This is a genomic window from Pseudomonas abyssi, from assembly GCF_003444685.1.
Lineage (GTDB): Bacteria > Pseudomonadota > Gammaproteobacteria > Pseudomonadales > Pseudomonadaceae > Halopseudomonas > Halopseudomonas abyssi.
Genome location: NZ_LMAZ01000006.1, coordinates 1 through 14,838, shown reverse-complemented (window position 1 = coordinate 14,838; position 14,838 = coordinate 1). Strand labels below are relative to the sequence as shown.

Below are 14,838 nucleotides of genomic sequence, written 5' to 3'. Positions count from 1 at the left end.
GGTTACTCCGCTTCCGGCATGAAGTCGCGATTGACGATGGTTTCCGGGTCCAGTGAGTCAACACTCAGCTCGTTGGCGCGGGCGACCCACTCCCAGGTGGTGGCAAGACGCTCGGGTGTCATGGTGCCCAGGCCGTCGGCCTCGGTGATCTCGTTGAAGGTCAGCGGCATGGAGTCGCCGATCTGCGCGGTGGCGACCGCGGCGTCCACTTCCGGCACCATGGTGTGCAGGTCAGCCGCGGCCAGTTCCGGATGCTCGTGGGTGAAGCGCAGGGACTTGTCGTAGGCGCGCATAAAGCGCTCGGCGACATCCGGACGCTCGGTCAGGAACTTGTCTGCAGCAACAACGGCGGAGCTGTACAGCGACAGGCCGGCGTCAGACCAGCGGATCACGTTGATGTCCTTGCCGGCAGCAGCAGCTTGCTGCTTGAACAGCGCAATGTTGGTGACCCAGGCGATGATCGCCTCGGTGTTGCCGGTGACCAGCATCGGGCCCAGGGCGCCCGGATCGGACTTGGTCAGGCTGACCGAATCGGTGGGCATGTTGTTGGCTTCCAGTACCAGCGGCAGGAAGGCGTTGGAGGAGGTGAACGGCGAGGTGGCGACCTTCTTGCCGGCGATGTCGGCAAAGCTGTTGATACCGCTGTCGGACAGCGCGAAGAAGGCGTGCGGGCCCTGGTTGAAGATCATGTAGACGGCGCTGACCGGCACGGTATCCTGCGCGCGGGCGGCCATCAGAGCGCCGATGTCGGCGCTGCCGATATCCGCCTGGCCGGTGGCGATCTTGGTGATGGCGTCGGTGGAACCACGGCCGCTGGCAACGGTGACTTCCAGGCCTTCGTCAGCAAAGAAGCCTTGCTGAATACCGGCGTAGACCGGAGCCTTGTCGCCCCCCGGCAGCCAGTCCAGTTGGTAGGTAACCTTGTCGGCTGCAGCGGCGAACCCGCTGGCAGACATGGCGATGACCATCGCCAGTACGCCGGACGCTTTTTTCAACATGAGTCATTCTCCAGAGTGATGTGCTTGGCTTTTTTATCCTGACCAGTTGGGCAGGTTTTGTTTATGTTGAGCAAGTTGCGGGCCAGTTTTCCAAAATGTTGAAAATTGGCTAAAAGCCCCCTGTTTTCAGGGCCTTGGCGGGGACGGCTATGTACTGGCGGCGGCGTCTCTGAATTCCTGACCAGAGCGCCGCTCGTTTTTGGTGCGGTGTGAACCAGAGTCGTGCGTTGTCTCAGCCGACAGGCGCGCCGCCGGCTGCCGTGGTGCGATTGCGCAGAGCCTGGCGTCGATCGGCGAGACCGACCACCAGAATGCCCAGGGCGATCAGGGCAAAGCCGGCGAGGTCGCTCGGCGTTGGCACTTCACCCAGAAACCAGGCGGCCGACAGCATGCCGACCGACGGTACCGAGGCCGAGCTGAGCGACAGGCTGACCGCCGGCAGCGAGCGAATCGCCGCGACCTGCGCGGCCACACAGATGCCGGAGGCAATCGCGCCGCTGAACACCAGCATCCAGACAAAGCTCGGTTCCCAGTCGATCCGGCTCGGGCTCTCCAGCAGCAGCGCCAGTGGCAGCAACGCCAGCACCGAGGTCAGCAGCTGCCAGGGGATCAGCGACAGCACGTCGCCGTGCCAATGGTGCCGACGTACGTGCACCAGCCCGGCGGTCCAGAGAATGGTGCCCAGCATGATCAGCCCGCCGCCGATGAACACATCGTGGTCGGACCAGTCGATGCTCAACGGATTGAACACGGTCAGCAGGCCGGCCAGCCCCAGGCCAACGCCGATGGCGCGCGGCAGGGTAAAGCGTTCCCCGAGAAACAGCGCCGCTGCCGGCACCACCCAGATCGGCGTGGTGTAGGCCAGAATCGCCGCCCGTCCCGCCGGCAAATACTGCACGCCGAGGGTGACCAGGGTAATGAAGGCCATGTTTTGCATAATGCCGACGGACAGCAGCACCGGTACATCTGCGCGCCGTGGCAGGCGCAGCACGCCGAGCACGGCGGCGATGATGAACATCGCCAGCGTGCCCAGCGCCATGCGCATGCAGGTGAACAGCAGTGGCGGGCTGTTGGCCAGCCCAAGCTTGAGGATCGGAAAGTTCAGCCCCCAGCCGAGGGCATTGAAGCACAGCAGCAGATAGCCCAGCCGGAAGGCGTAAGTGTGACCGCCGGTGCTGCCGGCGGTCGCGTTCCGGGCCACCTCAGTGCTCCACTTCGAGGGCGCTTTCGTGCCAGTTGTGCAGGGCGCGATTGGACAGCCAGACCATCAGGGCGAACAGCGCGATACCGGTCAGGGTAATCAGCAGCAGGGCGGCAAACATGCGCGGAATCTGCAGGTTGTAGCCCGATTGCAGGATCATGTAGGCCAGCCCGGCCTTGGCCCCGCCGGTGCCGGCGACGAACTCGGCCACCACCGCACCGATCAGCGCCAGCCCCGAGCTGATGCGCAGGCCACCGAAGAAGTACGGCAGCGCCCCCGGGATACGCAGGCGGACCAGCTCCTGCCAGCGGCTGGTGCGGTACATGCGGAACATGCTCAGCAGGTTCGGGTCGACGCTGCGCAGGCCCAGGGTGGTATTGGAGATGATCGGGAAGATGGCGATGATCACCGCACACACCGTCAGCGCCCAGGTGGTGTCATCCACCCAGATGATGATCAGCGGGGCAATCGCCACCACCGGCGTCACCTGCATCAGCACCGCGTAGGGGAACAGGCTCATCTCGATCCACTTGCTCTGCACAAACAGCAAGGAGGCGGCCACGCCCAGTACCACCGCGATGGCAAAGGCCAGGAAGGTCACTTTCAACGTGATGTACAGCGCCCCCAGCAGCGGCTGCCAGCCGTCGATCAGGGCTTTGAAGATCTCGACCGGTCCCGGCAGGATGTACTTGGGCATCTCCAGCGCCTGGACGGCAATTTCCCAGAACAGCAGGAACAGGATGCCGACGCCCAGAGGCGCGGCGACTTTGACGAAGTTCTCGTTCTGGATCAGCGGCGCGCTCATGCCTTGACCTCCTGTGGCTGGCCCATGGCGCTGGCACGTTCCAGCGCCTGCGAGACCTGGCGGCAGTAGCCGGCAAACTCGGTCGAGACACGGAAGTCGGCGTTGCGCGGGAAGGGTTGATCGATGCTGATATCGTCGACGATGCGGCCCGGACGCGCAGCCATCACCACCACGCGGCTGGACAGGTAGACCGCTTCGTAGACGCTGTGGGTCACGAACACGATGGTCCAGCCGTTCTTCTGCCACAGCTTGAGCACATCGTCGTTGAGCTTGTTGCGGGTCATCTCATCGAGCGCGCCGAAGGGTTCGTCCATCAGCAGCAGGTTGGGCTCGGTGACCATGGCGCGGGCAATCGAGGCGCGCATCTGCATGCCGCCGGACAGCTCGCGCGGGAAGGCATGGTCAAAACCCTTGAGGCCGACCATCTCCAGTGCGTCGTCGATCTTGGTTTCTACCTCAGGCCCGCGCTGGTGTTCCAGATCCAGCGGCAGGCGCACATTCTTGCGCACCCTTGCCCAGGGCATCAGGGTCGCGTTCTGAAACACGAAGGCCAGCTTGCGGCCCTTGTCGCCAACCACGTCATAGCCCTGCTCCCAGAACTTGACGGTGCCGGTGGTCACGTCACCCAGGCCGGCCATGATGCGCAGCAGGGTGCTCTTGCCGCAGCCGGAGGGGCCGAGCAGGCTGACGAACTCGCCCTGGCGGACGGTCAGGTCCGCGCCCTTGAGCGCGACAGTGCCGTTGGAATAGATCTTGTTGACGCCTTCAACCTGCAACACAGGGCGCGGGTTGCCGTTGCTGTCGGTGTGCGCCAGCTCGGCGGCGCTGTCATCGACCGGCGTGGCCTTGAGCGGCGTCACTTTGGAGCGTGTCATGGGGTATCTCCCGCGGCGGCCCGCAAGCAGGCCGCCGGCTGGTCGGTTAATCAGGGCAGAACGGGTTCGGTCGGCAGGTAATCCAGGCTGTACACATCGTGGATATCCAGGCTGGCATCAACCAGGCCGGCTTCCAGCATGAACTCGTGAATCTTCGCCCAGCGTGCGTCGGTCATCACGCCGATACCGCGGGTGGCCGCGTCGCCGCCGGTCACCAGACCGTATTCCTGCATCTTGGCGATGCCGTAGGCGATCTGCTCGTCGGTCATTTCCGGGTTGGCTTCCTTGATCAGCGCGTTGCCCGGTGCCGGGTCCTTGAAGTAGCTGGCCCAGCCTTCCATGCTGGCCTGTACGAAGCGGCGCACCAGGTCGGGGTTCTCTTCGATCAGCTCGTCAGTGGTCTCGATGGTGGTGGCGTAGGCCGGGTAGCCGTAGTCCGCCAGCAGGAATACGGACGGCTGAATGCCGGCCTTCTCCATGGCGAAGGGTTCGGACGACAGATAGCCCTGCTGCACGATGTCCTTGTCGGCCAGGAAGGGCGCGACACTGAAGGTATAGGGGCGGATCATGTCATCGGTGTAGCCGTACTTGGACTTCAGCCAGGGCCAGAAGGTGGTGTTGGCAAAAGCAGCGATGTAGACCGGCAGACCTTCTTCCTTGATTTGTTCCAGCGAGGTGATGTGCGGGTGCGCGATCAGTGCCTGCGGGTCGCCCTGGAAGGCGGCGGCCACGGTTGTGACCGGCATGCCCTGCTCTACTGCCTTGACGGCGCCGACGGCGTAGCCCATGGAGAAGTCGCGCTTGCCGGAGACCAGCAGCTGCATGCCGTTGACCTGCGGGCCGCCCATTTCAATGGAGACGTCCAGACCGTACTTTTCATACAGACCGGTGGCCTTGGCCTGGTAAAAACCGCCGTGCTCGGCCTGGGCGTACCAGTTGGTGCCGAACACCACCTCGTCCAGCTCGGCTGCCATCAGGGGGCTGGACAGGCTGCCAGCAAGGACTGCGCCGGCCATGCCGAGCAGTGCAGACGACTTCAGGTTCTTGCGGGGGTGGCGCATGTGGTGCTCCTTCGATTCGGTGATAGCTGACCATTTATTCAACATTTGAAGGACAGCAAGCGCCGTGCCACATGCTCGAAAGGCCCGGTTTTACATTTCCTGATCAGTTGGTCAGCAAAAATCGTGCACCGCATTGCGCCTTTTGCAGGCACAGCTGCACCCCAAATGCACATGCGCAGCGCAGCTGGCGTCAACGCGGCGGCCAATCACCTCTGCGCCAAGGCGCGCGACGCCGGTGCTCATCTGGATACGCTAGCCTGACTTGCGCCGCGGGCGGGTCACTGGGGAGGGGGGCAGGCTGCGGGTGGTCTCAGGGGCGTTCGAGGATATGTGCGCCGGGGCCTTGATTGGCCATCACGTCATTCGGGTTGCGCAGCGGGCAGTCGTCCAGCGACAGGCAGCCACAACCGATGCAGCCGGTCAGTTCGTCACGCAGGCGCTGCAGCTGTGTGATGCGCTCGTCCAGATTGGCGCGCCAGCGCTCGCCAGCCTCTTTCCAGAGTCGGGAAGAGGGTTTTATGCCGGGCCGAAACGGGCCGATAGTCGCGCGCACCTCCTCCAGCGGTATGCCCACGCGCTGGGCGACCCTGATGATCGAGAGGTAACGCAGCACGCCGGATACGTAGCGCCGCTGGTTGCCGGCGGAGCGGGTACTGGTGATCAGTCCGACGGACTCGTAGAAGTGCAGGGTGGAGGCCGGCAGGCCGCTGCGACGGCTGACCTCGCCGATGGTCAGAATGCGCTGGACAGGAGGAGACTTGGCCATAACAAAACCTCAAGAAAACCTGAGGTGTTTATAAGCGCACGCCGCTGTGCAGGCAAGTCCGCATGGCCGGTAAAAACTGACCTGCTGCACAGCTTTGTAGCGCTAGGCCCGCTGCGGCGCTGTTTTCGCACCGCATTGGGTCGCCGCTGCAGGCTTAGTGCGATTGTCCGGCAGCCAGATCGACCGATGCCGGCTCAGGGATCACCTGCCCCGCCAGACGCGCAACGCGCGCGCCTAGGGCGCGGGCAATCGCCTGCTCGCCGTCGTCCACGCCGAGGGTGCCATTGAAGCCGGTGACCGCAGAGGCGCCGTAGGGCGAGCCGCCGCTGCGGGTGTGCACCAGCTCCGGCACGCTGTGCGGTACGCCCGCGAGGATCATGCCGTGCTGCAGGAACGGCAGCAGCAGGTTGAGCAGGGTCATCTCGTTGCCCGAGTGCATGCCGCCGGTGGAGGTGAAGGCCGCGCCCACCTTGCCGATCAGCGCGCCCTGGCGCCACAGTGGCGCGACCTCGTCGATAAAGGCGCGCAGCGGGGTGCTCATCAGCCCGTAGCGGGTCGGCGAGCCCCAGATGATGCCGCCGGCCCATTCCAGGTCCGCCATGCGGGCCTGCGGTAACGACCGGTATTCGGTTTGCGCGGCAATGAAATCAGCGCGCTCGGTGTCCACGCTGAACTCGGGCTCGGACAGCGCAACCCGGCACAGGCGCACCTCGGCACCCTCGCTGGCAGCGCCTTCGGCGATGGCTTTGGCCAGGGTAAGGGTGGTGCCGTAGCGCGAATCGACAACGATGGTAATACGTGATGCGGACATAAAAGCGTGCTCCTGAAAGCCTGATTTACAAAGTCGGTTTAGCCGTGCTGTACGCCTTGGCATGCAATATGAATACCTGACCAGATGGACAAGTTGATTTTCCATCCCCCAGGAGAACGAAATGACAGAGCAGTATGGTGCAGCGACTGCCAATCTGCCGGTAATCGATATCAGCCCGATGTCGGGCGGCAGCGCACAGGCCAAGGTGGCGATGGCCGCGACCCTGCGCGACGCCTGCGAGCACAGCGGGTTTTTCTACGTCAGCGGCCATGGCATCGAGCCGGCGCTGATCGAGCAGGTATTCAGAGCATCAAAGCAGTTCTTTGAGCTGCCGATGGTCGACAAGCTGGCGGTCGACAAGGCCCAGTCCAAGGCCAACCGGGGCTACGAGCCGCTGCGCGGCCAGACGCTGGAGGCCGGTGCGCCGCCGGACTTGAAGGAAGGTTTTTATATCGGCGAGGAGGTGGCCGCCGATGACGTACGGGCACTGACCCGCTTCAACACCGGACCCAACCAGTGGCCGCAGAGCGTCTCGGCCTTTCGCCCGGCGATGGAGCAGTATTACGCTGCAATGACCGAACTCAGCGCCCGGATCATGGCCGCGCTGGCGTTGTCGCTGAACCTGCCGGAAGACTTCTTTGCCGATTTTTGCGAGTCGCCGCTGTGTACCCTGCGCCTGCTGCACTACCCGCCTCAACCCGGCAACCCACAGCCCGGTGAAAAGGGCTGCGGCGCGCACACCGACTTTGGCGGCATCACCGTGCTACTGCTCGACGACAAGCCCGGCCTGCAGGTCTGGGATGCCGCGGGCGAGCGCTGGATTGACGCCAACCCGATCCCCGGCACCTTCGTGGTCAACCTCGGCGACATGATTGCCCGCTGGACCAACGATCGCTATCGCTCGACGTTGCATCGGGTGGTCAACACCTCCGGTGCCGAGCGCTACTCGGTGCCCTTCTTCTACAGCGGCAACCCCGACCATGAAGTGCGCTGCCTGCCGGTCTGCCTGCAGCCGGGCGATGCGCCGCGTTATCCGGTGACCACGGTCGAGGCGCATCTGCAGGAGATGTACCGGAGGACCTATGCCTGAGCCAGAGAACAAGCCGACCTTTGTATTGATCCACGGCGCCTGGGCCGGCAGCTGGGTATGGGATGCCCTCAAACCGGAACTCGAAGCCGCCGGCCATCGCGTGCTGGCGCTCGACATGCCGGGCAATCCGCAGCATCCGGCCGCAGCCGAAGACATCAGCATGGCCGGCTGCATGGAGCATATCGCCGCCGCCTGCGCCGAGATCGAAGGCCCGCTGCTGCTGGTCGGCCATTCCGGCGGCGGGGTGATCGTCACTCAAGCGGGCGAGATGCTCGCCGAGCGCGTGGCGGGCGTGGCCTATCTGGCGGGCATGATGCTGCCTTCAGGCTTGGGCTTTGCCGAGCTGACCACCGAGTTGATACAGAACCATCCGGAAGCCGTCGGCATCTGGCCCCATCTACACTGGGCGGAGGATCGCCAATCCTCGACAGTGCCGCCGGAGGCGGTGTGCGAAATCTTCCTGCAGGATCTGCCGCGCCACCAGGCCATGGCCGCAGCGCAGCGCTTCTGCAGCCAGCCCGAAGGCACCCGCGCGCTGGTCGCCAACTGGACCGCAGAGCGTTTTGGCCGTCTGCCACGGCTGTATGTAGAGGCCACAGAGGACCGCTCCGTGGTGCTCGCCGCGCAGCGCAAGATGCAAGCGCTGGTGCCGGGCGCACAGGTCGTCAGCCTGCCCTGTGGGCATGTACCGCAGGTCGTGCAGACGGCGGCGGTGGCCGCGGCGCTGCTGGCGTTTGCCAATTGAATCAACAGTAGGGTGGCCAAGGTCGCCGCCCTGTCCAGGAGCATTGCATGTCTTCAACCCTGCTTTTGAAAAACGCGCTGGTCATCGCCACCCTGGATGACGAACAACGCGAAATTGCCAACGGTTCAGTCTTTATTCGCGGCAACCGCGTCGAAGCGGTTGGCCCCGCCAGCGAGCTGCCGGCCACCGCCGATAAGGTCATCGACATGACCGGCCACGTGCTGATCCCCGGCCTGATCAACACCCACCATCACATGTTCCAGTCACTCACCCGCGCCCTGCCCGCTGCCCAGAATGCCGAGCTGTTCGACTGGCTGACCGCACTGTTCCCGGTCTGGCAGAACATCACCCCGGCCATGCAGCGCGCCGCCACCCGCACCGCGATGGCCGAGCTGATGCTGTCGGGCTGCACCACCGCCGCCGACCACGCCTACCTCTACGTCAACGGCACGCGGCTGGACGACAGCGTGCAGGCCGCGCAGGAAATGGGCATGCGCTTTCACGCCGTGCGCGGCGCCATGAGTCTGGGCCAGAGCAAGGGCGGGCTGCCGCCGGATGCACTGGTCGAGCAGGATGAAGATGCCATCCTCAAGGAGATGCAGCGCGTGGTGGAAGAGCTGCACGACGCCACGCCCGACGCCATGATCAAGGTCGCCCTCGGCCCCTGCTCACCCTTTACCGTGACCACCGACCTGATGCGCGAAGGTGCTGCACTGGCGCGCTCCTACGGCGTTGGCCTGCACACCCACACCGCCGAAAACGCCAAGGACCTTGCCTTCAGCAAGGAGCGCTACGGCATGACCCCGACCGAATACACCGAATCGGTCGGCTGGGTCGGACATGACGTCTGGCACGCCCACTGCGTGCATCTGGACGACCCGGGCATTGCCCTGTTCGCCCGCACCGGCACCGGCGTCGCCCACTGCCCCTGCTCCAACATGCGCCTGGCCTCCGGCATCGCCCCGATCCGCAAGATGCGCGACGCCGGGGTCAAGGTCGGCCTGGGCGTGGACGGCAGCGCCTCCAACGACACCAACAACCTGCTCGATGAAGCCCGCCAGGCCATGCTCTCGGCCCGCGTACGCGATGAAAACCCGACCGCCATGAGCGCCCGCGAAGCCCTCTACATCGCCACCCGCGGCGGCGCCGACGTGCTCGGCCGTGCCGATATGCTGGGCCGCATCCAGCCCGGCTACTGTGCCGACATCATCGCCTTCCGCACCGACGACATCGCCATGGCCGGCGCCCTCATCGACCCCATCGCCGCCCTCGTCTTCTGCACCCCGCAACGCGTCGCCCACAGCATCATCAATGGCCGTCAGGTGATTGAAGATGGCGTGCTGCTGACGCGGGAACTGCCGCTGATTATCGAAGAGCACAATGCGTTGGCAAGGGAGCTGGTATTGGGGAAATAGGGGCAGCGCGGCCGTTCCCTCACGTGTAACGACACCCACACTCGTTATCCCCGCGCGGGCGGGGCTACGGGTTTGACGCGCGAGCGTGCCAACCCTGGCGGCCTGCACCCCGTACTCGCCGTCCTCGCGCAGGCGAGGATCCATACGGGCAGGATGCGTCACTGGGTTGCCGCCTTCGCGGGAATGACAGCTATGGAGATGCGCAGCTGTTCTAACCAGATGGCTGATGCCCAGCCCGGCGTCAGCCCCGGGCGACCTCCACCCACACTCGTCATCCTCGCGCAGGCGAGGATCCATGCGGGCTGGACGCCTCACTGGGTTGCTGCCTACGCGGGAAAGGCGGCTATCGTGATCGTATCTGCCTACTGGCCGCTGCTTCGCCGTGCTTTGTGCTCGCTGATCAGCACCTCGACAATCCAGCGGAGATAGCGCAAGAACATGCCCAGCGCGAGTGCCACCGTGGGCACCAACAAAAAGGCCAGCCCAAGCGCAGCGCCGGGCGACCCTGTGTTCTCCGGCCTGGATACGGCGTAGAAATGCTGCGTCCACGCAAGGGCCATTGGTATGCCGAGCGCGCCCGAAAATATCCAGAACCAGCGCCAGCGTGTGAGCAGGACTGGTGTTATCAAGAGCGCAAAACTGATGAGTAGAAACAGCTGTTGTTCCATGTGATCAGGTGGCCTGTTGTTGGTTTGGGCGTTCTGCGTTCTGCCTGCACTGCGGCGGGGTGGCATGGTCAGCCTTTCGGCCTGATGGCGAGCAGGCTGGAGGCTATCGTTCCTCTGCCGGGTGATGCCTGCTGGCTGCGGCTTCGCCGTTATTTGTGTTCTCTGATCAGCGCAGAGTGTTGATCGTTCCCGCGCTCTGCGTGGGAATGCCGGTTTGGACGCTCTGCGTCCTGTATTCGTGCTTTCACGAGCGGCTGCGCTGATTCTTCACGTCACTCTTTCGCCTTCACGGCGAGCAGGGGAAATGCATGGCCATTTCCCCCTGCACCCCCTAGGCCACCCCGGCTACGCGGCCCTTCGGGTTCGCTGCGTTGCTCGGGCTTGCGGGGGTGGCCGGCGAGGTGCCGGCAGAACTCGGCTCTTCGAGCCTCAGACATGCTGCCGTCCTATTTCCCGCCAGCCCTGCGCTACTCGCCCGCGTAAACGGGGACCCGGGGTCCGTGCATTGGTTATGTACTTTGGCGGCTAAAACAGCCTGGGCATTTCAGTGGCGCCAATTATCTCGGTGCCGTTTTCGCATTAACGCCTGGGCTCAGCGGCCGATTTGGAGGCGCACCGCGCCGGAAAAGCGGTCCGCTGCAGCCCCTGGTTAGGCATGTGACACTTCAGAACATGCTACGATGGCGATAGCAACCATACCAACAACAGAACTTACAAAACCCGCGATAGAAAATTCAGATCAGCAGATCACACTCGCCAGCACCATTAGGAGCATCTTTCGGTTTGCCATCCAGCTACGCTGCCAGCGCTCACCAAAGAATCTTCTCAATCACGTCTGCCATGGTTTCTCAATCATCCTGAATCGAGCTAACGAGTGCTGGTTTGAGATATTCTCTATCAAACGCTCGATACTTAAAAACAGACGCCTTTTCCTTTCCTGTCGTAGTCGCATAACTGTCTATGGCATCAAATATTATTTTTCTTGATTTATCGTATAAAGCTTTCAGCTCGCCATCATCGTCAAGGATTTTAAATGCACTCTCTTTTCTTTTTACAAACTCATTCTTTCGGGCGGGCAATGATATATCTATTGATCCTGTCAATGATGTCCTAAAACCTTCTTTCCCATAAGTTGCTTGGGATAAAATCAAACTACTAATCGCGTGTAGAAACAAAAGTCCACCCTTCGAAATCAAACTTTTACTTTGCTCGTCATAAACATTGGTTCTTAAATCAGAATTTTTAAGCGACCATACTTTCTGATACAAGGAAACTGAGAATCTATATATATCAAAGTCTGCGGAGTCGCAAAAAATTGTTTTGTACTTCGCTTCAGTGGAGAAAAGTGAAACTGTATCATTCAGGGAAATTATTGCCTCCTTATTGACAACAGTATTAACGATCTGTGCCATTTTAAGCAAACCAACCACTTTATTTCCTGTGTACCCCTGTCGCTTATAGTAATTTTCTCTCCGCTCATAGTACATCCCTGATTTTATGAGATGTTTTTCTATATTTCTCTGGATATTGTCGTTTGCCTTTAAGCTCGCAGTCTTTACCGGGTTTTGAGAATTAGTGGCGCTTATGATATCTGTTTGAACCTCTAGGTCGCCGGAATTGACGATTTTTACAAAAACCTTTAGTGGCTTTGGCAGAGTTTCTAACTCCTTATATGCATCATATAAGCAATGAATAGTTTGGCACCCATTTACTATCTGTGGGTTAGTAACCGAATATTGGTTACTGCCGAGAGGAACGACTGACTCTCCAATTATGGTTAACCCATTATTCATTGCCCAGAAAATCTCAGATTTGCTACTACTTTTTGCTGTTTCTATAATCGAGCTATTGATCTGCGTGTCTTCCCCCAAAAAATACCTTACATTTCCTTCGGTCAGATGACTTTTAAAAATACCATTTTCATCAATGAGGCATTCGACCAAATCATTTCCGGAAACGAACCCCGAATAGCCACTTGTAACTACGTCCCTCTCCTTAATTTCTAGCGGCTGCGATATAAAATTAACCTCTATGTTTTCTTCATGCAATTCAGTTAGGGTTAGTAACTCTTGTGCGCCTAAAAAGGTAACATCCATAGGGATTTTTAATTTGTTATCTTTCAGCTCAGTAACCAAGTGATTGATTTTTTGAGGAACATTAAGATCACTCGCTATTGTTGCATAGAATATTTCACAACTAAACTTGGCTTTTGCAAGAGCCGCTTTTCTATATATCTTTCTGATAAGGTCAGCTTTCTCAATGAAATCAGAATTTGCGCCAATCTTACTCAGCGTATGCACGTCAATCTCTAGATCGAATATCTCCTCTATACCTTCCTTGCACTTCCTGAACCCATCAGTTGAAAACCCCGCCTCCTTTTTGGACTGCATGAACTTTACTTTTATATGACTGTCTTTATTGATTGGATGATTCTCATCAGCGACGAGCAACCCATTGCAAAAAACATAGCAATGATCAATACCTTCATCACCACCATCACCAAGTATTCCGTCAACCAAATCATCTAGCTCTAATCCATTAAGATGCTTTAGATTGGCAAACGCGGCAACTGCAATCTCGAAACGATTTTTGTTTACTGTTTTCAGCTCTGGGTTATCCGAAAACAGCTTGTCAATCTGATCGTCTAGGAGAATTCTAAGGCTCATAAATATCCAATATTCATCAAGGGTTTTTAGCTCCTCTCAGTCTCATCGACTTAAGTCGAGAGAAGAAAGAATCACTATATAACTTACAGAATCTATAACCACGGAGCATCAACGCAATTTCGGCCAGCTCCTAATTTTAAACTTTACTTTCATTATTGCTACAGATCTGTGTCAACTTGCATCTTGCGAACTGCCTAACGCCCGCAGCACGCGCGACTCTGTAGTGCAGGCGCAGCCGCAACGGAAAAGACGTCGCTGTGCCTGCGATTGTTATGTTTTCCATATCCCTATGTCCGAAGTATCTGCAATAAAAACTGGAATTTGTCGCCTATGCCCTTGTTTCTTTTGAACTTGTTCAAATTCATTAAGTAACTGTATTGCCCTGGCTCTGTCTGGAGCATATTCACCAATTACTATTCTTTCAGCTGGGCTTCTTAGCAATTGCTGGATTATATGCTCATCTTTACCGCACAGAAATGAGCATCCAAAAGTAAAAACACTTCCTTCTACTTTTTGAATCCGATCATAGCAGTAGCTCAAATATTTATTCCCCCGTATTACTTCTCGTTTTTGCTTCCCCGTCCCTTCAGAAACAGTGATTGGGAACACACCATTTTCAATATTTCTCTCTACTACAGCCAGAATAGGATCATATTGAGAGCTTCTTACTTTAGTAGCAGAGATTCCATTTCTGTTTAGGAATAAAGCTCCATGAGGAAATAAAAAATTGGAGTTGTCATCGGGGCTAAAAACAAGATCGTCATGCTCATTTGAATTGCAGAAAGAGTCAGTTCCTATGTATGGTTTTTTGTAACACCGAAGCCAATAAAGCAACAAGTCATAGTTTAAAGAGTATATTTCATCGAATTGCCTCAAAAATCTACGACCGCTCTCAATTTTTGCACACATTTCGGGGGTGGCATTTGCAAAACTATTTGGATGCGACGCTGAAACAGCGAGAACCAACTGCTCTCTTAGTATCTCTACTTGTTGTTGGTAAAAACGAATCTTATTCTCATCCTCACCATATTTAACAAAAACATCTATAGCATTATTCAATTTTTGGTGAGCCAGCTCAAAGTCTAGATTGCACTCCTGAAGCAGAGAATATAAAGGCGAGCCTTCTTCGATCTCACAAAGCTCAAGTAAGTTATTCCAGCTAAAGCACTTTGAGCCAAAAGCTTGATCAAATGAAATACCAAAACCGTTACCAATGATAATACTCTTGCTATCAGATCTATTGAGCTCGTTTTCAAAGTTTAAAATTTTAAATTCAAACAACCGACTCTCCTGAAGACATAACAGTGATTAGATCGCGCTAACTTTAATACGCGTCATAGCGCCCGATGCAGCGATCTCATATTCTCTTATATTTCAATGGATTAGCGACCTCCTCGCGCGAGTGCCGAACGTTAAACCGCGTGCGGCTTAATGTTCCGTTGGTCGACATTGTGGGCTCGCGCACAGGTGATGACGCTGTCGGGTATTCGAGGTGAAATGTGTCGAGTCTATGTAGCATCCATGCCTCCCAATGGGGCCGCGAGAAGTGCGGTGATTTGATAGTGCTACCACCCGGCGCGTTTGCCAACCCTGAATAGGTTAAAGGCTCGCTTAAGTAGCGCGGCCTTGCCGCGCAACTGCGGACGTGGCGAATGCACGGACCCAAGTCCCGTTTACGCGGGCGAGTAGCGCAGGTTTATCGGGAAAAAGAAGCGTAGGTTGTCTGAGGAGCGCAGC

Annotated in this window: 13 protein-coding genes; 3 read left to right on the top strand and 10 right to left on the bottom strand. The window is 58.5% G+C overall.

All coding sequences use genetic code 11. The features are described from left to right. Window positions 1-2: 2 nt before the first annotated feature. From ASB58_RS15720 to wrbA, 7 genes are all read right to left on the bottom strand, one after another. Window positions 3-998 carry an ABC transporter substrate-binding protein gene (locus ASB58_RS15720; RefSeq protein WP_118131563.1) on the bottom strand — a complete coding sequence of 332 codons (996 nt, stop codon included), beginning with the start codon at window positions 996-998 and terminating at the stop codon, window positions 3-5. Window positions 999-1,230: 232 nt separating this feature from the next. Next, window positions 1,231-2,199, bottom strand: coding sequence for a DMT family transporter (locus ASB58_RS15715; RefSeq protein ID WP_118131562.1), 969 nt, complete (start codon window positions 2,197-2,199; stop codon window positions 1,231-1,233). 1 nt (window position 2,200) lies between these two features. Then, on the bottom strand, window positions 2,201-3,004 hold the full coding sequence (locus ASB58_RS15710) for an ABC transporter permease (RefSeq protein ID WP_096005886.1): 804 nt from the start codon (window positions 3,002-3,004) through the stop codon (window positions 2,201-2,203). Further along, window positions 3,001-3,879 (bottom strand): ABC transporter ATP-binding protein, encoded by an 879-nt coding sequence (locus ASB58_RS15705; RefSeq protein WP_118131561.1) that lies wholly within the window; start codon window positions 3,877-3,879, stop codon window positions 3,001-3,003. The genes ASB58_RS15710 and ASB58_RS15705 overlap by 4 nt, the downstream gene beginning before the upstream one ends. 50 nt (window positions 3,880-3,929) lie before the next feature. Then, complete coding sequence (locus ASB58_RS15700) at window positions 3,930-4,940, bottom strand: ABC transporter substrate-binding protein (RefSeq protein ID WP_118131560.1); 1,011 nt, start codon at window positions 4,938-4,940, stop codon at window positions 3,930-3,932. Between the two features lie 310 nt (window positions 4,941-5,250). Next, window positions 5,251-5,706: a redox-sensitive transcriptional activator SoxR gene (gene soxR, locus ASB58_RS15695; protein WP_118131559.1), complete on the bottom strand. Its 456-nt coding sequence runs from the start codon at window positions 5,704-5,706 to the stop codon at window positions 5,251-5,253. 154 nt (window positions 5,707-5,860) lie between these two features. Then, window positions 5,861-6,517 carry an NAD(P)H:quinone oxidoreductase gene (gene wrbA / locus ASB58_RS15690; protein WP_118131558.1) on the bottom strand — a complete coding sequence of 219 codons (657 nt, stop codon included), beginning with the start codon at window positions 6,515-6,517 and terminating at the stop codon, window positions 5,861-5,863. Window positions 6,518-6,638: 121 nt separating this feature from the next. Between wrbA and ASB58_RS15685 the strand changes: the two genes are divergently transcribed. The 3 genes from ASB58_RS15685 to ASB58_RS15675 are packed head-to-tail and all read left to right on the top strand — an operon-like array spanning window position 6,639 to window position 9,767. Continuing rightward, on the top strand, window positions 6,639-7,607 hold the full coding sequence (locus tag ASB58_RS15685) for an isopenicillin N synthase family dioxygenase (protein ID WP_118131557.1): 969 nt from the start codon (window positions 6,639-6,641) through the stop codon (window positions 7,605-7,607). Beyond that, a complete protein-coding gene (locus ASB58_RS15680; protein WP_118131556.1) occupies window positions 7,600-8,352 on the top strand; it encodes an alpha/beta fold hydrolase in 753 nt (250 codons plus the stop codon). Before ASB58_RS15685 ends, ASB58_RS15680 begins: the two co-directional genes overlap by 8 nt. A 47-nt stretch (window positions 8,353-8,399) precedes the next feature. Continuing rightward, window positions 8,400-9,767 (top strand): 8-oxoguanine deaminase, encoded by a 1,368-nt coding sequence (locus ASB58_RS15675; protein WP_118131555.1) that lies wholly within the window; start codon window positions 8,400-8,402, stop codon window positions 9,765-9,767. Between the two features lie 362 nt (window positions 9,768-10,129). Here the strand turns inward: ASB58_RS15675 and ASB58_RS15670 are convergent, their stop codons facing one another. From ASB58_RS15670 to ASB58_RS15660, 3 genes are all read right to left on the bottom strand, one after another. Beyond that, complete coding sequence (locus ASB58_RS15670) at window positions 10,130-10,435, bottom strand: hypothetical protein (protein ID WP_118131554.1); 306 nt, start codon at window positions 10,433-10,435, stop codon at window positions 10,130-10,132. Window positions 10,436-11,283: 848 nt separating this feature from the next. Then, window positions 11,284-13,101 (bottom strand): AIPR family protein, encoded by a 1,818-nt coding sequence (locus ASB58_RS15665; protein WP_118131553.1) that lies wholly within the window; start codon window positions 13,099-13,101, stop codon window positions 11,284-11,286. A gap of 270 nt (window positions 13,102-13,371) precedes the next feature. Next, a complete protein-coding gene (locus ASB58_RS15660; RefSeq protein ID WP_181977954.1) occupies window positions 13,372-14,382 on the bottom strand; it encodes a DUF4917 family protein in 1,011 nt (336 codons plus the stop codon). Window positions 14,383-14,838: the final 456 nt, after the last annotated feature.